The sequence below is a fragment of the Solibacillus sp. R5-41 genome, from assembly GCF_002736105.1.
GTDB lineage: Bacteria > Bacillota > Bacilli > Bacillales_A > Planococcaceae > Solibacillus.
Genome location: NZ_CP024123.1, coordinates 2,607,776 through 2,630,766, shown reverse-complemented (window position 1 = coordinate 2,630,766; position 22,991 = coordinate 2,607,776). Strand labels below are relative to the sequence as shown.

General features: G+C 33.0%; 23 protein-coding genes and 2 pseudogenes. 19 read left to right on the top strand and 6 right to left on the bottom strand.

Going from position 1 to position 22,991, the window contains the following annotated elements; all coding sequences use genetic code 11:
• Positions 1-200 precede the first annotated feature (200 nt).
• The 11 genes and pseudogenes from CSE16_RS12950 (at position 201) to CSE16_RS12900 (ending at position 8,561) form a co-directional block, all read left to right on the top strand.
• Positions 201-590: a YhfM domain-containing protein gene (locus tag CSE16_RS12950; RefSeq protein ID WP_099424282.1), complete on the top strand. Its 390-nt coding sequence runs from the start codon at positions 201-203 to the stop codon at positions 588-590.
• 172 nt (positions 591-762) lie between these two features.
• Positions 763-1,044 carry a hypothetical protein gene (locus CSE16_RS12945; RefSeq protein WP_099424281.1) on the top strand — a complete coding sequence of 94 codons (282 nt, stop codon included), beginning with the start codon at positions 763-765 and terminating at the stop codon, positions 1,042-1,044.
• A 293-nt stretch (positions 1,045-1,337) separates the two neighbouring features.
• Positions 1,338-1,841 (top strand): GNAT family N-acetyltransferase, encoded by a 504-nt coding sequence (locus tag CSE16_RS12940; protein WP_099424280.1) that lies wholly within the window; start codon positions 1,338-1,340, stop codon positions 1,839-1,841.
• 266 nt (positions 1,842-2,107) lie between these two features.
• Positions 2,108-2,497 (top strand): YhfM domain-containing protein, encoded by a 390-nt coding sequence (locus tag CSE16_RS12935; protein WP_099424279.1) that lies wholly within the window; start codon positions 2,108-2,110, stop codon positions 2,495-2,497.
• Between the two features lie 172 nt (positions 2,498-2,669).
• Positions 2,670-4,037 carry a M1 family metallopeptidase gene (locus CSE16_RS12930; protein WP_099424278.1) on the top strand — a complete coding sequence of 456 codons (1,368 nt, stop codon included), beginning with the start codon at positions 2,670-2,672 and terminating at the stop codon, positions 4,035-4,037.
• Positions 4,038-4,176: 139 nt separating this feature from the next.
• Positions 4,177-4,689 (top strand): HAD-IIIA family hydrolase, encoded by a 513-nt coding sequence (locus CSE16_RS12925; protein WP_099424277.1) that lies wholly within the window; start codon positions 4,177-4,179, stop codon positions 4,687-4,689.
• 197 nt (positions 4,690-4,886) lie between these two features.
• Positions 4,887-5,309 carry a hypothetical protein gene (locus tag CSE16_RS12920; protein WP_099424276.1) on the top strand — a complete coding sequence of 141 codons (423 nt, stop codon included), beginning with the start codon at positions 4,887-4,889 and terminating at the stop codon, positions 5,307-5,309.
• Positions 5,310-5,347: 38 nt separating this feature from the next.
• Entirely contained in the window at positions 5,348-5,845 is a 498-nt protein-coding gene (locus CSE16_RS12915; protein WP_099424275.1) for a hypothetical protein, read from the top strand.
• Between the two features lie 177 nt (positions 5,846-6,022).
• Positions 6,023-7,299, top strand: a pseudogene (locus CSE16_RS12910) (IS110 family transposase).
• 422 nt (positions 7,300-7,721) lie between these two features.
• The gene (locus CSE16_RS12905; protein WP_099424274.1) at positions 7,722-8,081 is read left to right on the top strand and encodes a hypothetical protein; all 360 of its coding nucleotides are present in this window, start codon (positions 7,722-7,724) and stop codon (positions 8,079-8,081) included.
• A gap of 135 nt (positions 8,082-8,216) precedes the next feature.
• Positions 8,217-8,561 (top strand): 3-deoxy-8-phosphooctulonate synthase, encoded by a 345-nt coding sequence (locus tag CSE16_RS12900; RefSeq protein WP_099424273.1) that lies wholly within the window; start codon positions 8,217-8,219, stop codon positions 8,559-8,561.
• A 148-nt stretch (positions 8,562-8,709) separates the two neighbouring features.
• Here the strand turns inward: CSE16_RS12900 and CSE16_RS12895 are convergent, their stop codons facing one another.
• Together CSE16_RS12895 and CSE16_RS12890 are read right to left on the bottom strand one after the other, a co-directional pair.
• Positions 8,710-9,285 carry a hypothetical protein gene (locus tag CSE16_RS12895; RefSeq protein WP_099424272.1) on the bottom strand — a complete coding sequence of 192 codons (576 nt, stop codon included), beginning with the start codon at positions 9,283-9,285 and terminating at the stop codon, positions 8,710-8,712.
• A 238-nt stretch (positions 9,286-9,523) separates the two neighbouring features.
• Positions 9,524-9,859 carry a nitrite reductase gene (locus CSE16_RS12890; RefSeq protein ID WP_099424271.1) on the bottom strand — a complete coding sequence of 112 codons (336 nt, stop codon included), beginning with the start codon at positions 9,857-9,859 and terminating at the stop codon, positions 9,524-9,526.
• Positions 9,860-10,125: 266 nt separating this feature from the next.
• Here CSE16_RS12890 and CSE16_RS12885 point away from each other — a divergent pair, with 266 nt between their 5' ends.
• From CSE16_RS12885 to CSE16_RS12865, 5 genes and pseudogenes are all read left to right on the top strand, one after another.
• Entirely contained in the window at positions 10,126-10,470 is a 345-nt protein-coding gene (locus CSE16_RS12885) for a 3-deoxy-8-phosphooctulonate synthase (protein ID WP_099424270.1), read from the top strand.
• Between the two features lie 301 nt (positions 10,471-10,771).
• The gene (locus CSE16_RS12880; protein WP_099424269.1) at positions 10,772-11,185 is read left to right on the top strand and encodes a hypothetical protein; all 414 of its coding nucleotides are present in this window, start codon (positions 10,772-10,774) and stop codon (positions 11,183-11,185) included.
• 530 nt (positions 11,186-11,715) lie between these two features.
• Positions 11,716-12,147 (top strand): hypothetical protein, encoded by a 432-nt coding sequence (locus tag CSE16_RS12875; protein ID WP_099424268.1) that lies wholly within the window; start codon positions 11,716-11,718, stop codon positions 12,145-12,147.
• Between the two features lie 267 nt (positions 12,148-12,414).
• Positions 12,415-12,843, top strand: coding sequence for a 1,3-beta-glucan synthase regulator (locus CSE16_RS12870; RefSeq protein WP_099424267.1), 429 nt, complete (start codon positions 12,415-12,417; stop codon positions 12,841-12,843).
• A gap of 79 nt (positions 12,844-12,922) precedes the next feature.
• Positions 12,923-13,293, top strand: a pseudogene (locus CSE16_RS12865) (DUF4440 domain-containing protein).
• 304 nt (positions 13,294-13,597) lie between these two features.
• Here CSE16_RS12865 and CSE16_RS12860 read toward each other — a convergent pair.
• From CSE16_RS12860 to CSE16_RS12845, 4 genes are all read right to left on the bottom strand, one after another.
• Positions 13,598-14,218 (bottom strand): response regulator transcription factor, encoded by a 621-nt coding sequence (locus CSE16_RS12860; protein ID WP_099424266.1) that lies wholly within the window; start codon positions 14,216-14,218, stop codon positions 13,598-13,600.
• Positions 14,187-15,776 (bottom strand): sensor histidine kinase, encoded by a 1,590-nt coding sequence (locus tag CSE16_RS12855; RefSeq protein ID WP_099424265.1) that lies wholly within the window; start codon positions 15,774-15,776, stop codon positions 14,187-14,189. The genes CSE16_RS12860 and CSE16_RS12855 overlap by 32 nt, the downstream gene beginning before the upstream one ends.
• Before the next feature lie 89 nt (positions 15,777-15,865).
• Positions 15,866-17,836, bottom strand: coding sequence for an FtsX-like permease family protein (locus CSE16_RS12850; protein ID WP_099424264.1), 1,971 nt, complete (start codon positions 17,834-17,836; stop codon positions 15,866-15,868).
• Between the two features lie 14 nt (positions 17,837-17,850).
• On the bottom strand, positions 17,851-18,603 hold the full coding sequence (locus CSE16_RS12845) for an ABC transporter ATP-binding protein (protein WP_099425833.1): 753 nt from the start codon (positions 18,601-18,603) through the stop codon (positions 17,851-17,853).
• 684 nt (positions 18,604-19,287) lie between these two features.
• On the opposite strand from CSE16_RS12845, the gene CSE16_RS12840 reads away from it, so the two are divergent.
• From CSE16_RS12840 to CSE16_RS12830, 3 genes are all read left to right on the top strand, one after another.
• Positions 19,288-20,184 (top strand): tyrosine-type recombinase/integrase, encoded by an 897-nt coding sequence (locus tag CSE16_RS12840; RefSeq protein ID WP_099424263.1) that lies wholly within the window; start codon positions 19,288-19,290, stop codon positions 20,182-20,184.
• Between the two features lie 6 nt (positions 20,185-20,190).
• Complete coding sequence (gene xerA, locus CSE16_RS12835; RefSeq protein ID WP_099424262.1) at positions 20,191-21,024, top strand: site-specific tyrosine recombinase/integron integrase; 834 nt, start codon at positions 20,191-20,193, stop codon at positions 21,022-21,024.
• 84 nt (positions 21,025-21,108) lie between these two features.
• Positions 21,109-22,989: a tyrosine-type recombinase/integrase gene (locus CSE16_RS12830; RefSeq protein WP_099424261.1), complete on the top strand. Its 1,881-nt coding sequence runs from the start codon at positions 21,109-21,111 to the stop codon at positions 22,987-22,989.
• Positions 22,990-22,991 lie beyond the last annotated feature (2 nt).

Genomic DNA, 22,991 nt, shown 5'->3' with positions numbered 1-22,991 from the left:
CGTCCGTGAGATCACTCGGTTAGATAGAGCCATTAGATACTACTGTAGCTTCACTTTTCTTCTTCAACTAACGGGGGCTTTAGCAGAACAAGGCTGCCTTTAGGGTAGCTTTTTCTTATTGAACTAACGCAGCAGTTTAGTTGAATTAGGAATTGTATTTTTTTTCCAATCGTCTAATGAGAAAGATATGGGGGGATTTAATGAAAAAAACTATTATCTACTCGTTTATAGCTATTCTTGTGTGTGCATTAGGATTTTCATTTTTTTATAACGGATTTTCAGGAATCCAAAGCATGACTATCCAAAAATATGATGAACCAATTGAAAAAGGAAAAATCACTACCGACAAGGAAAAAATAAAGACCATCACTGGAATCCTTAATAGGTCAAATCGTGTTACTGCTAATTATGAACTTGTATATCCTCCCGATTACAAAATTCAGCTGAAGTATAAAGACGGTAAGACAGAAGTTTTATATGTCAATAAAAATTTTGGATCAAACATAACACTTTTTGTTAGTGATGTGCGTGACAGCTACAAAATCAATGATAAACAAACAAAAAAAATATTAGACCTTTTACTGAACTAACGGGGGCTTTAGTTAAACAAGACCATCATTTCGATGGTCTATTTTTATGTCTAAAACATCTAGTAGGCTTCGGTGATCCATTGTGAAATGTTACACTTAAACTAACGCAGCAGTTTAATTGAACAAGAATTTGTTTTTAATAGTAATTTTTATTTGTTAAGGGGGTTCTACAATGACATTACCTATTTTTATAGGATTAGCAATTATAATTTTTATTTTTTCTTTACACAAAACTGAAGGGAATAAGAAAAATAGACTAATAACTGGAGTAGTCATGCTGTTATCGTTTTTGACTTTTCCGTTAACACTCTCCTTACACGAAATTAATGTTATACACGGTTTAGAGGGAACAGGTTCTTTAATTGTTTTTCACCTTCTTGTATCGTTAGGTGGAATTATCACAATCATTGCAGGGATTTTCACTAAAAAGAAACCAATTGAGAGTAATGAATGATTCTTTTTTTCACTAACCGGGGCTTTACTTGAAGATTATTGCATATGCAGCTCTTTTTTTCTTATTGAACTAAAGGGGCAGATTAGTTGAAGAGCGTTGTTTAACTTGAGTTCAACAATCGGGCCATATTGTTGAATATCATTCTATTATGAAAGGTTATGAAATAAGGGTATAGGAATATTTGGAACCCTCATATTTACTCTATTTAAGAGCATATAATTGAACGGCACTTACCTAAAAATGGATATTTATGTTAAAATTAAGTAGCTTGAATTAGGAGAGGAGATAAAAAGATGATTGAATTACGAAAAATAAACGGGGATAACATAGATGAAGTAATAGCGCTTGATGTTGAAGAAAACCAGAAAGAATATATATTAGAAACTACTAACCTTAGATGCTTCGCAGACGCTCATATGTTGAACACAGATGGTATACCAGCTTCTCCATTAGCTATTTATGCGAATAATACGATGGTTGGATTTTTGATGTATATTTATGATACGACGGATCATGAATCATTTCAAAATGAAGTTTATTACGGGAAGAAGGCCTATTTCATTTGGCATTTTATGATTGATAAGCGTTATCAGGGGAAAGGCTATGGCAAGCTTGCCTTTGAAAAAATGTTGACGGATATTGAAAATCTCCCATATGGGGAATCACAATATGTAGATCTCTTTTATCATAAAAATAATGTCGTAGCTAAAGAATTATACGCTTCATTAGGTTTTGTAGAAACAGGCATCATTCAGGATAATTCGGTGCATGCGATTAAAAATCTAAAGGGAAAATAACGAATTACAAAGGGAATGTTTAAATAATTTTACAGATGCTTAGATGAACAAGCAAAAAGCAGTTATCACTATCATAATATTCCACAATCGGGCGCGATTGTGGAATAAGCTTCACTTTTCTTCTTCAACTAACGGGTGCTTTAGCAGAATAAGGCTGCCTTTAGGGTAGCTTTTTCTTTTTGAACTAACGGGGCAGTTTAGTTGAATTAGGAATTGTGACTTTTTTCCAATATAAACGTCTAATGAGAAAGATATGGGGGGATTTAATGAAAAAAACTATTATCTACTCGTTTATAGCTATTCTTGTGTGTGCATTAGGATTTTCATTTTTTTATAACGGATTTTCAGGAATCCAAAGCATGACTATCCAAAAATATGATGAACCAATTGAAAAAGGAAAAATCACTACCGACAAGGAAAAAATAAAGACCATCACTGGAATCCTTAATAGGTCAAATCGTGTTACTGCTAATTATGAACTTGTATATCCTCACGATTACAAAATTCAGCTGAAGTATAAAGACGGTAAGACAGAAGTTTTATATGTCAATAAAAATTTTGGATCAAACATAACACTTTTTGTTAGTGATGTGCGTGACAGCTACAAAATCAATGATAAACAAACAAAAAAAATATTAGACCTTTTACTGAACTAACGGGGGCTTTAGTGAAAGATCATTTCAAGAATCTTCCCAAACGACGGTTTGGGAAGGATATACTTCAACTAACGGAGAAGGAGGTAGTAAGGAATCCCTGCTGTACATATGGAATATATAGTAATAGGAAATTAAGTTTTTAATATTCGATATAGAGGAGGGGGGACATATTTTGAAGAAAACATTATTTATTTGCGTTCTAAGTATATTTTTATTAATAGGTTGTTCAGAGGTAGCTTTTAATCCTAATGAAGAACCCGCTGGAAGCCAAAGTAATTATGATATGAAATTAAGTATGGATAACAATGGACTTTTTAGTGCGGATATATCCATAGATATTCTTAATGTTTCTAATGAAAAATGGGATGAGTTAAAACTTTATTTTATTCCTAATATGTTTACGTCCGAAAATTCTCCACAATTAACTCAACCTTCTGAAGTGGAAATTGAGTCAGTTAAAGTTGAAAATCAAGATGCATCATATTCACTTGAGAAAGACACAATTAACATTCCCTTAAAAACATCGGTTTCTCCAAATGAAAGTATTAATTTTCAAATGAAATATCACTTCACCTTACCAACCGACGGGTTTAGATTCGAAAAAATCGATAGTAATTATCATCTCGCTCAATGGTATCCAATGGTCCCTACTTATCAAAAAGGATGGAATAAACAAGATTATACTTTCAAAGGAGAGTCATATCACACAACTTTTAGTAATTTTAATCTAACATTTGATATTCCTAAAGAATACACTCTTGTTACAACCAGTGACGAAGATAGTTTACTTAATGAAAACAATAATTCATTTCGAATTGAAAATGTAAAAGAAATATTTGTTGCTCTATTAAAAGACCCACAAGTTGTCCAAAAAAAATCGGATAGCGTAAATATAAGAGTATTTGGAACAGGTGAATCAGAGGAGTTTTTAGATGAGGTTATGGAGACTGCTGTTGAATCTTTTGATTACTTTGATGATATTATTGGACCATATCCACACAAACAGTTAGATATTATTTTAGATGGACCAGGAATGGAGTATCCAGGAGTAGTAACAGCAGGCTCCCTTAAGGGGCGCTCTGTCACAAACGAAGGAATTAAAAATCTCGTAATTCATGAAATTGCTCATCAATGGTTTTACGGAATAATAAGTAATGACCCATACACCGATGGGTGGTTAGATGAGGGAATTGCAGAGATTGCAACTACTTTATTTCTAATGGGTAATGAGAAAGAATTAGGTTATATAGACTTTTCTGACAAAATTAAACCATTGCCCTCCAATTTACCATTACACGAGTATCTGATGAGTACACCAAGTAATTATATTTATGGTCAATCTTATTCAAACTTAGCTAAGATTTTCAATCAATATGGTGGAAAACAAACAGCAGAGGATTTTTTAAGAAGATATTATACTTTTTATAAGTATAAAGAAGTAAAAACAGATGAATTCGTAAGGTTCATGAAATTCTATTTAGAATTAAAAGATGATTCCTTATTCGAGAGTTGGTTAGAACTGGGAGATACTAAAAAATGAATAAATCCTTCTTTAACTAACGGGGGCTTTTCTTGAAGATCATTGAGTTGCATTTGCAGCTCTTTTTTCTTATTAAACTAACGGAGCAGTTTAGTTGAATAAGAATAAATGAAAAATCATTCTGTAAGGAGTGTAGAAATTGAAAGTTGCATTTTTTGATAGAGATGGCACTATAATTGAAGATTATTTAGATCATGAATGGACTAGAATAGAGCATCCAGTATTTATAGATGGGTCAATTAGCACATTAAAAGAAGTCATAAAGAAAGGTTATAAAATCATAATTATTACCAACCAATACATTATTAACGAAGGATATATTACGGTTGACCAATACCATGATATAAATAATCAAGTGGAGAGAGAGTTAACTCGCCAAGGTGTTGAACTGCTTGATGTCTTTTATTGTCCGCATGGTAAATGTGAGGGGTGTACTTGTATGAAGCCTAATATTGGAATGGTTAAGCAGGCAATTCATAAATATCCTGAAATTAATTTGGAAGAGTCCTTTATGATTGGTGACTCAGCAGTTGATGTAGAATTAGCAATAAATATAGGAATTAAAGGTTTTGGAATCAGAGTAGGTTCTAATTACAAGGAAGGAAATATATATCAATTGAACAGTGTAAAAGATTTACCACTTTATATTTAATATTGGTTTATAGCTGTGCCATCACAAAAATTTTTAATTAATAAACTGTTCCTTCTTCAACTAACGGGGGCTTTAGTACAACAAGCATTTCGAAAATTTTCCCAAACGACGCTTTGGGAACGATATTAAATCGTAAATTGGATTACTAAGATGCAGTATTTTATAATAAAAAATATAATTAGGAGGGATTAAAGTTAGTGAGTATTGTTAACTATCTTGGATGTAATTTCATCTTTCCAAAACATAGTTCTGATGAATCGTATAGTATGGAAGAAGGCTTTTTGGACGACGAAGACAGAAAGTTGGTAAAGAAACATTTTTCAACTACTTATGTATATGAAATCTTTTTTCCTAATGGTGTAGGGGTATCTTTTGATGCTGAAGAGCAAAATCCTTATCTAAAAGTCAGTAAAAAAGAATCGCAGAATGATTTTTTAGCATTATGTGAGTTATTAAATGAATATCTCGACGAAGGCGATTATTATGAGTTATATACTTGTTGGTATGGCGAAGAAGGAGAAAATAGAAATTATAAATTTGACAAAACAATTGATTTGGATAAAGTAGATATTCAAAACATCTCTATATTAGAGAAAACGCTAATTACACTGAAAAAATAAGTTTATCATTCTTAATCAGTATAAAAAAGGTGGTCATTATGATACTGAACAGTAAAAGAATTTTTTATATGCTTTTTTTATTACTTGTTGTTTTACTTTCGGGATGTAATGGTAATGAGAAGGCAGTTAGTAAATACTATTTATCATTAGTGGGAGAAAGTCAGAATTGGAACTTAACTGGATACGAAGTTGTGATAACACCCGAAAGTTTTAAAGCAGGTAATGGAACTTTACATATGAAAAATGGAAATAAATCTATTGTAGACTCTTTTTATTTCGAAACACACGTAGTTATTAACGATAATGATGTAGTAGTGCATACTGGTGCAGTAACTGGTGCTGGAATTGATATTGCAGAGGAGTCAACTGGCGCAATTGAAGGTGGGACATATCTGAACGAAGATGGAACCCCTATTACATTAAACGAAATAAATAATATTTACATGATTGTTGAATGGTGGAGTAAGAGTGAAAGTGCTAAAGAAAGAATTGATTTATACATCAAACCTAACAAAGAACAATCCTTCTTCAACTAACGGGGGCTTTATTTGAAGATCATTGAGTTGCTTATGCAGCTCTTTTTTCTTATTGAACTAACGGGGCAGCATTCCTGTTTGAAGGATGTTCGAGCTCTTGAAAGAAAAGGAGCCCTCTAGTATGATGCATGAGTGTCAACGACCATTGACCCATCAACAAACAAGGAGGACTCCTTTATGCATTCTAAATGGAATAACAAAATTAATCAAGTTACTGAAAATACACTGGTTGTCGGCATGGATATTGCTAAGCGTATTCATTACGCATGTTTTGTCGATGAACGCGGGCGAGTAATAGAAAAAGCTTTTGCGGTACATCAATCGAAAGAAGGCTTCGAAAATTTGTATGAAAAGATTCGTCAAATGATGAAGGAAGCTAAGAAAACTGAAGTAATAATAGGGATTGAGCCTACAGGCCACTACTGGATGAACTTAGCCTATTTCTTAGATCAATACGGAATCCCACTTGTCATGGTGAATCCAATGCACGTCAAACGTTCGAAAGAACTTGATGATAATTTGCCGACTAAGAATGATAAAAAAGATGCATTAGTCATCGCACGGTTATTGAAAGATGGACGCTTTAGCTATCCACGAATATTAAAAGAAGTAGAAGCTGAACTACGGATTGGTTCTACTCTTAGATTAAAGTTAACGGAAGATCTAGCAAGTATTAAAAATCGAATCATTCGTTGGCTCGATCGATATTTTCCTGAATTCACTCAAGTCTTTCCTACTTTCGGAAAAATGGCACTTACTGCATTAGAAAGAACACCAATGCCACAGGACATTCAAGGGAAAACCGCGGAAGAACTTGTATTTTTCTACCGTCAGGTAGGGGGTATGAGAGCTCCACAACTACCAAAAGCTAAGCTACTGATTGAAAAGGCTTCAAACTCTATAGGACTGACAGAAGGACAAAAGATGGCCAAACATGAAATCGCCACACTCCTACGTCAGTTTCGCTTATTAGAAACTGAAATCGAAGCAGTGAATGACCAATTAACTGAATTGGCAAAGACAACGATGGAATATGACCTACTCGCGTCAGTACCAGGTTTAGGAGATGCGACAATTGTTGATCTACTTTCCGAAGTAGGGAGTTTTTCACTTTACGAAAATCCACGCCAACTCATTAAACTAGCGGGACTAACATTACGTGAAAACTCTTCTGGTCAACATAAGGGTCAAAACATATATCAAAACGTGGACGTAAGAGACTTAGACATATCCTTTTCAAAGTGATTGTTCCTTTGATTCGGCATAACCTAGCATTCAAACAACTTCACGAATACTACACAACAAGGAATCAGAATCCCTTACGGGGTAAGCAATCGATGGTAGTTCTCTGTGGTAAATTACTGAAAATATTACATGGTATTTGTAAAAAGAAAGTGTATTTTAACGAGCAACTTATGATGAAAGATCTCTACTCTCTCGGAGAGGCAGCGTAAGCATTTCGATCAAAGAGCTATAGCAAAAAGGATGATACGGAGAAGCCGGCAATATCACTAAACTTAGACTATGAGTCCCCGGGGCAGCTTAGCAGGCCTCTGCCTTATGAATAGACCGAACGAAGGAATGTAAGCGCGTTGACGCTAAGAGACATGGGAGGGTACGTCGTCATAAGCATCGCAGAGATCCATTGTGCATCAAAATAATGGATAAAAAAGCTAATGATTTCCATTAGTTTTAGCGAAGCGTACGCTTTACTTGGTAATATAATCTATAAATTCAAGACTCTGTTTATCAGAGGGGAGAAAAATATTTTTCTTAAATCACGAAGTGATGGAAACCGTTGATATCTCAATGTTTATAGAGGGAGGTTAGTTGAACTAGGTGTGATAAAATATTCCATGTAAATTAGGAGGAGAAAATGAAATCTAAATTAAAAAAACTTTTTAGTTATTCTATATTTAAGATTGGACTGAAATCAAAACAAAGTTCGGTGGGATGGACAACCTTTGCACCATTAAGAATCGTACCCGAATATACAAATATAGATTTAGTGAAAAAACAAGTCACAGGGGTAGTAAAATATAATGGTGAAGCATATTTAACTGTAATTGTGGATGTTCAAAATAATAAAACAAAAACAAAAGGAAGTTTAAGAAGGATTAGTGAATTAACGAAACCTTTCAAAAAAAGTAGCTACATTGAAATAATTAAATCTGAAGCTGAATTTTTAATTGAAAATGAAATAACAAATCCTAAAGAATATTACGATAATCGTTAACTTCTTATTCAACTAACGAGGGCTTTAGTACAACAAACATTTTGAAAATTTTCCTAAACGACGCTTTGGTAGTGTATCATATTTTTGATTCCTCACACCAGATGAGTTAGGATTTTTCTAGAGGAGTGAAGATATATGGGACAACTTTGTTATAGTGGTTTTGAACTTGTTAAAGAAACAGAAACGGAGGGTTTTATTTACGGTGAAATAACTGACCATTTTTACTTTGAAAATGGGAGTGCTTGCATTTCGGGAGATGGATTTGTTCAAGCCCCAGATGGTAGTAGAGCAGGCATAATATGGGGACTTGAAAAAGAACCTTCGATAGCTGTTTGTATAGAGCCAGAAGAAGATAGATGGGGCGTTTACGAAATAGGCTTTATCAAACCTATAAAAACAATAGATGACTTAATTATAAATTTTAGAGCTGTTTTGCCACTGATAAAAGAAGCCTATCAAAATGCACATTCAACAAAATAAATATTCAATTGAGTGGGGGGGATTTTGGCTGCTTATGAACAGTATGTCCCCAAACCAAGCTTTGGGGACGTTGTTAGCTAGTATGTGACTTTTATAAAAAATTTCGTTCTTTTGCTGCCTTTGTTCTTCAACTAAAGCTCCCATAAATTTAACTAATACAGCGTTGTAATTTGAATACCAAATCTTTGTGGTTGGCATGAATATCTACAATAGAAAGCACTGTATAATAAGAATAGAACTCCGTATTAGTTAATAGACATTCATCGTAAATCAAGCTAATATTCAATTGTTTCTTAGGTTCTATATGATTTTTCTTTAAAGAATTCGTTAATTCAATATATATATTATGACTTGGATCATCAATCGACCTTTCTACAGAAAAACCCCCTGCATAACTACTCCACCACACGCGAAAACCTGTGTAAATTTCTTTATAAGTCTTTAAACTATCCGAATTAGGAATGAATAGTTTTTCGTAAAATAAATTATTTTCATCATTGAATAATATTAAATCCATATCGTCTTTAGATATTCTAATTGAAACGTCTTCCCATAATTCTTTGAAATTTAATTCAAAGTCATCAGAAAACATGACCTTTTCCGATAAATATGGGAATTTCAATTGTTCTTCTATTTGTTTTTGATTAAGATAAAGATTTTGCAAATAAATTAAAAAGTTTAGTGTATAGGGTGTATCTAGTCGCATTGTTAATTCATTTTTCATATATTCCCTCTCCTTTTGCAACATACAATCATTTGTTCAACTAAATTACAACGTTAATTTAAGTGTAATCATTCACAATATCGATTGCACTATATAAATATTTGTTACTGTATAATTAACAACAGACTTTTTTAGTCAAACTTTAAATTGCATAACTGATACATCTCAATGTTAATAAACGTTCCCAAATGGGGTGCAGTTCAAGGACGATTTGGGGACTTTTCTTTATAAGTAAATGTTATCCTTTAATCCGAAGTCGAGCCACTTCTTCTAGCAAAACAATAAACTTTTCTTGCTCTTTTCCACTTCGAATTAATTTTGATACACGCATAGAACTTTCTAAATACTTTCTAATTTTTATGCTTACAAAAAATGAACGATGATGTTCTTCATTTTCATATAATTCATTAAACCAAGAATAACCTTTTAATTTTTCTATATTTTTTTCTATGTTTTGTGTATTTAACCCCTTATCACCACTAAAATTTAGAAGATTCACACTTGTTATTATGCTTAAAATTAAAGTAACTATAAAACCTAAAAATACAACAATCCAACTACCAAGCTTTTTCATTAAAATTCTCCTTTAAGACAAGGTTGGGTCAATTTTATCATATTCAGATTGTTATTAAGCTGCATAACAAATTCAGCTAATAAATAACGTTCCCAAATGCAAGATTGGTAACAAAACCTCGTTTAGGGAGCAGTTCTTATTCAACTAACGGGGGCTTTAGTGCAACAAGCATTTCGAAAATTTTCCCAAACGACGCTTTGGTAGCGTTTCATATCTTTGATTCCACACACCAGTTGAGTTAGGATTTTCTAGAGGAGTGAAGATAGATGGGACAACTTTGTTATAGTGATTTTGAACTTGTTAAAGAAACCGAAACGGATGGTTTTATTTATGGTGAAATAACTGACCATTTTTATTTTGAAAATGGAGATGCTTGCATTTCTGGAGATGGATTTATTCAAGCTCCAGATGGCAGTAGAGCAGGCATAATATGGGGAATAGAAAAAGAACCTTCAATATCTGTTTGTATAGAACCAGAAGAAGATAGATGGGGCGTTTATGAATTAAGCTTTATCAAACCTATAAAAACAATGGATGATTTAATCGTAAATTTTAGAGCTGTTTTACCATTGTTAAAGGAAGCTTATAAAAATTCAGTTCATATTGAATAAACGTTCCTAAATGTAAATTTGGTAACATTTTAAACAGCGACAAACACTGATTTAACAGTGTTTGTCGCTGTTTTTTATAGAAAATAACACTCTGAGACGCTGCGAAAAATAATTTTAAAGAAGACTGTTCGATCCTTTATTAAAAATTCTTAGCTGTATGGATGTTATCGTTTTTATAGTCAAATTGGTGAGTCTTCATAAATCACGTTATAAAAAACAACAATTGAATTTAACAGAGCCTAAATAAAAAATAACAATATGCAAAGAATAAGAAATAAACAGAACTCTGAGGTGTAACTTAATGGTTAAGCAATACTTGGTATTATTAGGATTTGTATTTATTGTTTTTATTCCTACGCAAAATGCAAAATCTGAAACTAATTCAGAAGTAGAAGGGATGTATGTCACAACAGAGGACATTATTTCGGACATTATCTTCCCAACTATTGATAAAAGAGTTATCAAAGAGTATGGAGGTGATAATCACCTTATTTGGCAATGGAAAAGGATTGTTGGTATTACTTACAATGAGAATCATTCCTATGATGTTACTGTAAGAATTGAGATTCCTTCAAAAAAACTTAATGAAAATGTTAAAGAAGATTTGGTTAAGGTAAGAATATCCCCGTCCTGTGATAGTGAGAAGATTAATAAGCAAATTTGTAATCATGAGTTCAAAGTTGAAATATTAGATTACAAACATTTATCTCAATAAGAATTATTACGATTAACCTAACTAAGCTTTAAAATAACTTGGGAACTATTTGCGAATTTACTCTATTTCAAAATTCAACTAACGGGGCAGTTTAGTTGAGGATAAATTCCATTTTTAGTTAAGAATAAAACGATGCACATAGAATATGCAAAATCTCGCATAATAAATGAAAAAAGAAAAATGGAGGTTAGCTATTGAAGTCTGCCTTTAAAGGATTACTTCTTTACTTAACATTAACATTCACTTTTTCATTAGTTGTCAGTGCAAAAAAAAATTGAACTTGAAAAAAGGGAAAGCGATGAAGGAACTGTAATTTACCATGTCAAATACGATTATGATGCCACCACTACTTTTTGGGAATTAGTCACGATGGGTTCGAGTTTCATAATACCTGGGTGCTATCGAAGCATTGAAACACTAAGCAATAATAAAAAGAAGGGAGCAAGTTGAATGTGTATTAACCGTATATTTCTGGAACATAATATATTGTGTTGAAATAAAAATCTATAGTAATTAAGGGAGTGTTCAACATGAAGAAAATTCTTTATCCGTCACTATTCATTATATTTGTAATTTCTATTTTTCTGAATAGTTCGATTTATACGAAATCCCAGACTCCAGAAAACATTGAAAATTATTCGCAAATAGATAATGAAGATAAAGGAAAAGTTGTTTTTAGTTACAAAAAAGATTTCAAATCTTTAGCAAATTTTTTCAACCTTACTGAGAATGAATATTTCCAAATGCGGGAAGATAAAAGTATGGTAGAAATTGCTGAAATTAAAGGAATAAACAAAGATGAGCTATTTTATTACTTGGTCGCTAAAAATTATGAAGCCCTAGAATCGGCATACAATAAAGGGCAGGTAGACTTACATTTTGTTATGGATTATGTTTTATATTTGAAAAAAGATGTTGAGCGAGAAATGCAAGCTAAAAGAGATTTTCAATACGAAGATTAATTTTGTATATAAAATTATTGAATTTATTTCAATCTTTTCCTTATTAATTGGTCGACTCAACTTTATACACTTAAGTAGCCATCTGTTGCCGATATTCAATCAAGACCATCATTTCGATGGTCTATTTTTATGTCTAAAACATCAAGTAGGCTTCGGTGATTCATTGTGAAATGTTACACTTAAACTAACGGGGCAGGTTAGTTTAACAAGGATTTCTCGTTCATACTGTTGAATATTAATTAGATACCGACTAAGTGAGGGATATAGATGAGTGAATTACCGAAAAAATTGGAACAAATTCTTGGAGATAAGATTTATAAACGTGACAATAAAGTTAAAGTTAAACAAGCTTTAACTCGCTTAGATGTTAACACTTCATATTCGTTTAATAAATTCTATGAAGAGTACGCAGGACCTTTTTGGGACACTTTTGTACCATTTGAGCTATTAGATATTGTTGAAGAAAAAAATAATATTGAAAACTATACATATATTTGCAGAAGTGAGCATTCATTTCCTAAACATTATCTTGTTTTAAGTGAAATGTCAGTAAATACTGTTTTAGTTCTGGATACCTTAACAGATAAAGTCTATAAAGTAGATTTTGAGGGAGGAGAAGAGCTTTTATTAAAAGGAGAATTAAGGGAAGAATGGTCAACGTTTTATGAGTTTTTATTGGAATACTTTAATTGTTAAATAATGCAGTAGTTCTTTATTTAATGATAAGGAGTTAACGAATGCAACAATAGAAAGTACGAAGTAGGGGGAATATGAAATGAAAAACAAAACTTCTATAAAAGAACTGTTACTTGAGTTAGAAGAAAAATTGTTAAAACCAAGAATCAGAACATCAAATGAAGAACTTACTAACCTAACATACTTTCAGAAAAATTTTTTGAATTCGGAAGCTCTGGTAAAGTTTTATATAAAAACGAGAGTCTTAGTGATGTGAGTCTTAGCGTTGTACATATGAAATTAAGTGATTTCGAAATTCATCCATTGTCTGAAGAAATAGTCTTAACAACTTACAGAATATATAACGAAGTAAATAAACAACATTCATTACGTAGTTCGATATGGAAATTAATTGATGGAACGTGGAAAATGCATTTTCACCAAGGTACACTAACAACTCCTTCACACTAATTCTTATTGCACGAATAGACCAGGATAGCTAAAAAAAGAGTTTTTGAATAAATGTACTTAAACTAACGGGGGCTTTAGTTGAAGATTCGGTTTCCGAAATGATCAATCTTTGGAGAATAGCTCCATTTTGAATAATTTTTGTTCAAAATGGGGCTATGATTTTCTATAAGGGGTCCTGCCGATAAAACGCGTATAATATACGCTAAGGAACTTTCTAGCATGGAAGTCTCTTATTTCTCTCGCTAAGAAGAATAGTAATCTCTAGAGCAACAAGAGCATGATTTTCACTTTTGTGTTTGATTAACTATTTTTCATAATTAGGTTGAATATATCCTAATCTTATTCCTTTGGTTACAGCTTCTAACGAGGATGAAACATCCAACTTGTCAAATATGTGTTGAATATGGTTTGAAATAGTGCGTTCACTAGCATATAACATAGAAGCAATATCTTTACGCTTACATCCATCAGCTAATAATTGTAAGATTTGTTTTTCACTATCGGTCAATTCCTCTACATAGTCCGAGGACCTTGGAAAATAGTAACTACCCTCATTAATCTCAATTAAGATTTGTAATAACTGTTCGGGCATAATGTTTTTATTAATAAAACCACTTACTCCGATTTTTTGAGCTTCGTATCTATAAACAGGCAAATCATACCCTGTTAATATGACTATTTTCATGTCGCGTTTACTCTCTAAAATACTTTTTGCTATTCCTAAACCATCTTCACTACTGATGTTACTTAAATTAATATCTATTAAGGTAATGTCAGGCCTAAACTCTTCCATGGTTCCAATGATATTTTTAATATTTTGTATTGAATAAAAACGGTCTATTTCAGGACAATCTTCTAAGGCTATTTCCAAACTTTTTGCAAATAAAGCATGGTCATCTATTAATAAAATATTGATAGGAATGATCTCCTTTCATGGGAATTCGAATGGCAACACATAAACCAGAAGAATTACATTCTGAAATTGTCATTTTACCGTTTAATAAAAGCAGTTGTTCTTTTATAGAATTCAATCCCCTATGGTCATTAGGAACGTACTTTTCATTCTCCATTAGTCCTGTGCCATTATCTTTTACTATGAGTTCTATTTCATCATTTTCTTGTGTCAAACTCACAACTAGCTTAGACCCTTTAGAGTGTTTAAATGCGTTTGTTACCAGTTCTTTTAAAACCCGGTATATAACAAGATGATAGGGTTCAACTAAAAATAGATTTTCATTACAATGAAAAGAAATATCTATATTTTTCATTCCATATTTTTGCTGTACCATTTCAAGCAAATTACTATAGTTTTCTTTTAGCGTGAGCGTTTTTAATAGTATTGGGTGGTACTCTTGCATCTGTTCTCGTAATGACAAATTTAAGTTCTCCAGAGTTTTTACTATTATTTCTTGAATCTCCTTTTTGTTTGATTTATTCATCATATTTTTAATGGATAATATATCTTGTAATACTTCATCATGTAAATAATTAGAAAAGTCCCTTTTTAACTCTTCCTCTTTAGTTATCTGTATAAGATTATGAGCATAAAAGCCCTTTTGAAGAATTATTTGTTCTTCTTTATCCGAATCTAAGATCGTGATTTTGATGTCCCTATATAATAATATGAAATAAAGCAGAACAAACCAAAAAATAGTATGTATGATGATGAAATAGGTAATCATATTAAACCTAAACAACACCCCAAATGAAATAATACAAACAAGAGAGAATAGGAACGCTATTCCCCATTTCCCTTCTTTTAAATGGAAATCTCGCTTGATAAATTTATGATTTTTAAATGCCATTGTGTGAATACTAAATAAAGGAACGAGGATCATGATATACCAGCCTAAATTACTTAGATAGTCTGGTTTTTTTGCGAACAGTATAACATATCCAATAAAGAGAAACATAATAACAGCAAACGATTGGAGTAAATGCTTTTTCTCGCTTTTTAAAACAAATGTAATTCTTCTTCGGTGTTTCAAAAATAGAAAAACGATACAACTGAAACTAACAATCAATTGACATAAAAACAGCGTTGCAAACATTCTGTCGCTTATAAAGTTCGCAATCAATGTCACCAAAAATACGCTTCTTAAAATCCAGTCTTTTGCTTTCTTATAGGCATAGGTGGAGTCTTGAAAAAAGAATAATAGCAGGAATTGTACGGTCTTATACAAAATCACTACACTAAGTAGGGTACTGAGTTTATAAAAAATAGGATTTTCATTAAGAGTAAACAAAAACTGCCATGAAGAAAGGATTAGCAAATTAGAAAATTGTGATAGGGTGATATTTTCTTTTATATTTAAAAAACCAATATATGCCCCTTCAATGGCTATAATAGTTATTAGCATTAGCGGAACGAACTTCGCTGTTCCTACAAGATGATTCTGTGAAAAATCATAGCATAACAAAATAACCACAAATAGCTGATTTGCTAAGATTAAGATTTGTTTTTTCTCATACGACTTTTTCATAAATCCACCTATCTTCAGTTTAAATACTTTTATATGAATACAGATAAAACTGACGTATCTTTCCTGCCATCAGCTTTATCTGCAAATGTTTACATTTTATTGCTAAAAATAATCTTATAACATGCTCGTTTCGTTACCAAATAATAAAAGATATACACAAGGGTAAAAATAATTACCACAAAAAGAATAGGTAATAAAAAGGCACTACTTTTTCCTAACAAGTCGTCCATCAAAGCCGATTTATAGGCTATCAGGGCAAAAATACTATGCGTTATCCCTAATACATAGGGAATGCTAAACAAAGTGAAAACCTCTTTTCTTATGATCTTTTTTATCTTTTTCTTGTTATAGCCCATTCTTTCTAAAATCGTGAAATCATCTTTATCAGACATCGTACTAGAAATATTAAGGAAATAGAGAATGCTACCCGTTGCAATAAAAAAGATGATTGTAACAAAGATAATGAGTAAGAATGTTGAACTATTCTCATGAGTAATCAATTCATTTCGCTGGTAGCTACTTGCAAAATAAATATTGTCTTCAAATAGTGGAGCTAGGTTTTCATAAACCTCTTTGTTATCCCTCATATCTGTCCCGTCAATGCTCATAATAGTTTTTTCAGGAAGTCCAGAATTTCTTATGTCATTGTAAAGATTATCTGAAATAATAAGTGTGCCAATGCTATTAGAAAACCCAATTGGATTGAGTAAAGTTGTGTCTTTTACTGTAATATCTACGCTATTATCAGATGCAAGGGTCAAGGCATACATATTTCCTTTATCCGGGTTTCCTTTTTCAGGGCGATATTTTACTAAGATAGACTCATTGTAAGTTAAATTATTGAATTCTGCATCCTTACCTTGAATCTCCATAAGTTCTTTATAATCCGATTCGGAGATAAGGTCAAATCCCGGCACTTCTTTTGGATTGTATTCATAAGGCAACTTTTCCGAGGAGGAAGTTGCTTGAATAATAGTCGTCTCTGTATATTTCATATTATCTTCACTAACGGTATCCTTCACAATTTCAATTACTTTGTCAGCTACTTGTTTATCTTCAACAGGAAACTCAATAGCTGAAGGTATGATACGTTCTGTAGCCGCAACAGGATAATAAATAGTAAGTACAGTTGAACCAAAAATAGCCAAAGTTCCTGAAGCTAATAAAGTTAATAAAATTAACGTCTTGGCCTTTGATCGGATTTTATAGATAAATTTTGGTAGGATAATTATATTCAATTCCTTGTAAAACCACTTTTTCTTTTTCTCCAATTTTCGGATAGCAAAAGGTAAACAAGAATGAATAAAGAAAATGGTTCCTATTACCACACTTATCATTGTCAAAAGTGCAATTGGTGAAAATCCTATAGTTTTCCACAACGATTCTTTTCCTCTTGTAATATCAAGGGCTAAGACATAGCCGACTAAAATCAATAATATCCCTAATATTGCTAGGAACCCCTTAACCTTAATTTGCTTCTCTCCGCTCTTTTCCAAACGGATCAGCGTTAATAGTGAGCTTTTTCGAAGGACTATCCAGTTTGATACAAACAAGACCGCCAAAACAACAAATACAAATACAAAAGTGAATAGAACCGCACTATAATTGATAAGTGGTATTTCAGAAGTTTCTATTTGTAATTTTAATACTCTGACTATCACCTCGACAATTCCCTTATGAGTAATTGAACCTATAGCGATTCCTACTAATAGAGAGCCGAAACAAATTAAAGTATTTTCAAAGGTTAATAGTTTTAACATACTGGACTTTCTATATCCTAAAAGAGAGTAAATCCCAAGTTCTTTCATTCGTTTTTTCATAAAGAAAGTGTTGGAGTAGGACATGTAGAATAGAACAAATGCCATAACAAAGACCGCCACCGTTCTCGACATTGTTTCTACTCTGCCATCGGACGAAATCTTTTCCATAATAATATCGTTCATGGAAAAGGAAATAAAGGTGAAAAACACCATAAGAACAAATGCCACTGAAACGAAATAGAGAGAATAGAAGGCGAAATTCTTCTTCAAATTCTTATTTGCTATTGTTAATAATCCCATATCAAGGCTCCTTTCTATCTCTTATTTATCTCGATTTTGGTAATTTCTGTTAATATATCTTCATAAAAATCCTTTCTATCTCGACCATTTCTTCTTAGCTCTTTCAAAATATCTCCATCTTGAAATATTAGAATTCTACTCGAAAAGCTTGCAGTATAAGCATCATGCGTTACCATTAAAATCGTCGTATGAAGTTCCTCATTGACTTCTCTTAATTTGTAAAGTAATGCTGTTGCAGAGCTTGAATCTAACGCACCTGTGGGTTCGTCTGCAAATAAAATACTTGGTTGTTTCACAATTGCTCTTGCTGCAGCTACTCTTTGTTTTTGTCCTCCAGAAAGTTGACTCGGGTATTTGGATAATTGTTCGAATATCCCAAAACGATTTGCTAAGCTATTTATAGATGATTCAATTTCTTTTGGGGATTTTTGTAGCAAAGTAAGTGGTACAGCAATATTTTCCTTCACCGTTAAACTATCGAGCAAGAAATACTCCTGGAAAATAAATCCTAAATACTTATTTCTAAAATCAGCCGATTTGTTATCGTTGAGTGTCCTAATATTTACACCGTTTATCAAAATATCACCATCGGTTGGCGTATCAATAGTTGATAGGACATTTAATAAAGTTGTCTTCCCGGATCCTGATGCCCCCATAATAGCCACAAATTCACCCGACTCAATATCAAAAGATACTTTATTAAGTCCATACGCTTGATTCTTATTGTAAATCTTTATCACATTTTTCGCAGATAATAATATATTCACCATATTTGCCCCTTTCGATTTATGAATATGTTAAGTTTATTTTTAAAAGTAAAAAGAAGCATGAGTAAAAAACGCAATCTTTGTACGCTTTTATGAAGGCAATTATTATGATTCAATTCGTATGGGCATTTTAAGAGAAGAATGGGAAGCATTAAAACCTGCTATGAAAATTTAAGTTAACAAGATAAACAAGAGTTGACTTTACAACTCTTGTTTTATTAAATGTCAGATTGTGAAATTGTTCACTTAAACTAACGGGGGCTTAAGTTGAAGATTCGGTTTCCGAAATTATCAATCTTTATTACAAAATGCCCTATACGAATATGGAAAATAGCCCCATTTTGAACGATTTTTGTTCAAAATGGGGCTATGATTTTTTATAAGAATCATCTTTTATAGTTGTAATTTAAACAATCTTTATTCCAAGTCAACATCAGATACTTTTTATCATGGAAAATTACTTGATGAGGGTTTCCGTTAGACTATAAGTCGTCCTCTTTTTTTGTGGAAAAATTTTAAAATACGTATAGCTTTGAGATTTCGAATATTAAGTTTGTAGGTAAATCATCAAGTGAAATACTTTTACATATAACCCCAAAATTATGTTTAAAAATGGAAATAACAGTTAACAATGATGTTAACACATTTTAGAATTGTAGGAAATAATAGGGATGGTGGTAACTTGTGACGAATCATGAAAAAAAATATTGGATTAGTACCCATGAAGCAATTCCCATACAAACGAGAAAGATATTAAATGAATACTTACTAAGTTTAAAATTAGCGAATAAAGCGGAAGCAACGATTTCAAAATACCGTTCGCTCTTAGAGCGTTTTTGTAGCGAGTGTTTAGTTGCGTTGGACTTGCTAACCTCCGAAGATGTATTGAAATGGGTGAATAAATTCTCGGTAGGGAAAAAGGAAACAACAGTGATTATTGTACTTTCTATTTTGTCTTCTTTTTTTAAGTTTTGTCTTGAGGAAGATTACTTAGAGAAAATGTTGATGAAAAAGCGGTGGGGACCGAAAGTACCTCAGCCTTTGCCAAAATTTCTTACAGAACAAGAGTATGCACGAGTGAAAATGGCTGCGGAACGGTTGCCTCTCAGAGACCGGGCACTTGTCCTATTTCTATTCTCTTCTGGCTGCCGAAGGTCCGAAGTTGCTCAATTATTAATTCAAGATGTGGACTTAGAACGACGAACTGTTGTAGTTCAAGGGAAAGGGAAAAAATTTCGACAGGTTCATTTTTCAGAGGAATGTGCGCTCATTATAAAAGATTACTTATGGACGAGATCCGGTGATGTGAAAGAACCGTTATTTATGAATATATATGGTCAGCCGCTTCAACAAAATGGTATCTATAAAATCACCACGAAACTTGGGAAATTAGCGGGTCTTGAGCAATCGTTACATCCGCATTGTTGCCGGCATACCTTTGCGACGAATATGTTAGCCAGAGGAGCAGAACTGGAATTTATTGCAGATGAAATGGGGCATACCAACTTGAATACTACTCGTGTTTATGCACGCATACCTACGGAAGATATTATGTTAGCTTATCAAAATATAATGGGGTAGATATCTATGAATATAGAAGCGCAACAAGCTTTCTTTAATGACCATCATGCTAGATTTAGTCCTGAAACAATTCGAGGCTACCGAATTGCTCTTACTCAGTTTTTTGTATTTTACGAGAAGAACTATGAAGATGTAAGAGCAACTGACATACGATCTTGGTTAGCCCATTTGGAGGAAATAGGATTAAAACCACGTTCAATTCATTTAAAGTTGGCTGCATTGAAATCATTTTATAACTATTGTATGGAAGAAAGTAAAATAAAAAAAAATCCGACGCTAACTGTCAGTACACCAAAAATTGATGATTCACTTCCTTATTATTTAAGTAAAAAAGAAATTGCATTGCTGCAAGAATTAACCCGGCAGAAACCTCGAGATCGAGCGATTGTGGAGACGTTATATGCGACTGGTGTTCGAATTAGTGAACTATTGCAAATTAAGTTGGAGGATGTGAAGTGGGATACGCGGCAAATCTGGATACGAAAAGGCAAAGGGAATAAGGAACGCTTTGTACTCTTTTCATATGACTGTGCAGTACGCCTGAAAACGTATCTGGAACAGAGAGAAAAAGAAAGTGATTATCTTTTTTCGAATTGCCGAGGCGGCCCATTAAGCCGTGTGTTTGTTGAACAACAATTCCGGTTCTTTTCTGAAGAACTGGGATTTAAAGTGAGACCACATACGATGCGTCATACGTTTGCAGCGCATTTGGCGGAAAAAGGAATGAAGTTTACCTATATCCAAGATCTGTTAGGTCATGCGAATATTAATAGCACCAGAATTTATACAAGATTGATGAATCATACTAGGAAAAAACAGTATGATCAATATCAAATTTAAAATAAGCGGATATTAAGAGGAAATTCTTATAAACAGAATCTTAAGGTTAATCATGTACAACTAATTTATAGAAAGGGTGGAAATGTGGAAATAAGGGGAGAGTTCTTTAATCAAAATAATTATATAGTAGTGAATGAATTTCTTTCAAGCTTGAGAAAAGAAAACAAAAAGAAAACTACCATATATCTACATAGAACTAGGTTGCAGTTCTTTTTTAAGGATAGGAAAGGAGAGTTTACGGAAATTACACAGGATGACATTCAGAAATGGTTAGAAAAGCTACAAGGGGATTTGAAGGAACGAACCTTACAAGAATTTGTTGCAATCCTTCGGGCTTTTTACAAATTTTGTGTGCTGATGAAGTATGTAAAAAAGTCCCCTGTTATGGAGAAAAAAAAGCGAGCACCGGAAAAAGCATACTGGGTATTAAAGAAATCTTTACCGAACGAGATAAATCAAACTGTCGTGAACGAGTATCTGGAAGGTATGAAGGATTCCGGTAGAACTGAAAAAAGGATTAAAACACATCGTTCCATGTTACAGCGTTTTTTTATTGCTTGTAAGAAACCCTATCCTTCAATAACAGCAAATGATATTGAACAATGGATTGATAAATATCGGGACAAATGGTCCATTAACTATATTTCAGGATATTACTCCGTGATCCGCTCCTTTTTTAGCTTTTGTGAGGAAAAGGATTATATTGAAAACATGCCTATTAAAAAGACCCGCTGGGTAGGTGTTGCAGAAAAATATTGGGAAATACAACAACCAATCGTTAATCATGAGAATTGGGAAGTGCTAAATGAATATCTTTTGTATTTAAAAGATGAAGGCTATTCAAAAAAAACGATTGAAGATACCCGCATTATGTTGCAACTTTTTTTTCGAAGAAGGAAGGAACGATTTTCTTCTATTACGACAGAAGAGATCTACCTTTGGATTGAAGAAACATTGAAAGGCATTAGAAAAGAGACGAGTGGCACGTATGTTGGCTTTATCCGCTCTTTCTACCGCTTTTGTGTTTGGAAAGGGTATATGGAAAGATCGCCTGTCATCTATAAGTCAGAATGGGAAAAAGGAGGGGAGAAATACTGGGTATTAACGAAAACATTAGTGAACGCAAGGAATCATGAAGTAATTAATGAATTTTTATTAAGCATGAAAGTTTCCCATTTTAGCGAAGGTACGATTAGAAAATACTGTGCTTTTCTAGGCAATTTTTTCTATGAAAGAAAAGGAGATTTTGATTCGTTGACTTCAGATTGTATCCTGACATGGCTTATTCAGCACCAAAAGGAATGGAAAGAAGGAACGGTGTGTAACTATTTAAGTATGCTAAATTCCTTCTACTACTTTTGTGTAAATGAAGAATATATGGAGAAGTCGCCCATCAAGATGCGTTGGTTTCCCCGTATTCCTAAATCCATTCCAAAATTCTTGGAAAAAGGAGAAGTAGCAAAAATTCTCCTTGAGAGTGAAAGCGGGGAGATTCGAAACCGGGCAATCGTTGAATTTCTTCTTGCTACTGGCTGTAGGGTTGGAGAAGTTCACCGACTCGATAAAGCGCACATTGATTTTGAAAATCGAACCGCTATCGTCACAGGGAAGGGAAAAAAGATCCGCACCGTTCATTTTACAGGGAAATGTTCGATGATTTTAGAAAGGTATCTCGCAACAAGGAAAGATAATCAACCGGGCCTATTTGTTTCGAAATGGGGAGCACGGCTTGGAATATCAGCTATTCAAAAGATTGTCAGGAGGCTAGGGGAATCCGCCAAGATATCACGCCCTCTTTATCCACACCGGTTTCGCCACACTTTTGCAACTGATTTATTATCTAAGGGAGCCAACCTATCGTTTATCGCAGATGAATTGGGGCATAAGGATATAAAGGTTACCCAAATTTACGCCAATTTACCGAAACAGGAAATACTAACCATGTACCGTAAATACATGGGATAGGA

Excerpts from the sequence above, each read along its gene's own strand:
- CSE16_RS12950 (WP_099424282.1), top strand. The coding sequence starts at position 201 with ATGAAAAAAACTATTATCTACTCGTTTATAGCTATTCTTGTGTGTGCA.
- CSE16_RS12945 (WP_099424281.1), top strand. The coding sequence starts at position 763 with ATGACATTACCTATTTTTATAGGATTAGCAATTATAATTTTTATTTTT.
- CSE16_RS12940 (WP_099424280.1), top strand. The coding sequence starts at position 1,338 with ATGATTGAATTACGAAAAATAAACGGGGATAACATAGATGAAGTAATA.
- CSE16_RS12935 (WP_099424279.1), top strand. The coding sequence starts at position 2,108 with ATGAAAAAAACTATTATCTACTCGTTTATAGCTATTCTTGTGTGTGCA.
- CSE16_RS12915 (WP_099424275.1), top strand. The coding sequence starts at position 5,348 with ATGATACTGAACAGTAAAAGAATTTTTTATATGCTTTTTTTATTACTT.
- CSE16_RS12905 (WP_099424274.1), top strand. The coding sequence starts at position 7,722 with ATGAAATCTAAATTAAAAAAACTTTTTAGTTATTCTATATTTAAGATT.
- CSE16_RS12900 (WP_099424273.1), top strand. The coding sequence starts at position 8,217 with ATGGGACAACTTTGTTATAGTGGTTTTGAACTTGTTAAAGAAACAGAA.
- CSE16_RS12895 (WP_099424272.1), bottom strand. The coding sequence starts at position 9,285 with ATGAAAAATGAATTAACAATGCGACTAGATACACCCTATACACTAAAC.
- CSE16_RS12890 (WP_099424271.1), bottom strand. The coding sequence starts at position 9,859 with ATGAAAAAGCTTGGTAGTTGGATTGTTGTATTTTTAGGTTTTATAGTT.
- CSE16_RS12885 (WP_099424270.1), top strand. The coding sequence starts at position 10,126 with ATGGGACAACTTTGTTATAGTGATTTTGAACTTGTTAAAGAAACCGAA.
- CSE16_RS12880 (WP_099424269.1), top strand. The coding sequence starts at position 10,772 with ATGGTTAAGCAATACTTGGTATTATTAGGATTTGTATTTATTGTTTTT.
- CSE16_RS12875 (WP_099424268.1), top strand. The coding sequence starts at position 11,716 with ATGAAGAAAATTCTTTATCCGTCACTATTCATTATATTTGTAATTTCT.
- CSE16_RS12870 (WP_099424267.1), top strand. The coding sequence starts at position 12,415 with ATGAGTGAATTACCGAAAAAATTGGAACAAATTCTTGGAGATAAGATT.
- CSE16_RS12855 (WP_099424265.1), bottom strand. The coding sequence starts at position 15,776 with ATGAAAAAGTCGTATGAGAAAAAACAAATCTTAATCTTAGCAAATCAG.
- CSE16_RS12850 (WP_099424264.1), bottom strand. The coding sequence starts at position 17,836 with ATGGGATTATTAACAATAGCAAATAAGAATTTGAAGAAGAATTTCGCC.
- xerA (WP_099424262.1), top strand. The coding sequence starts at position 20,191 with ATGAATATAGAAGCGCAACAAGCTTTCTTTAATGACCATCATGCTAGA.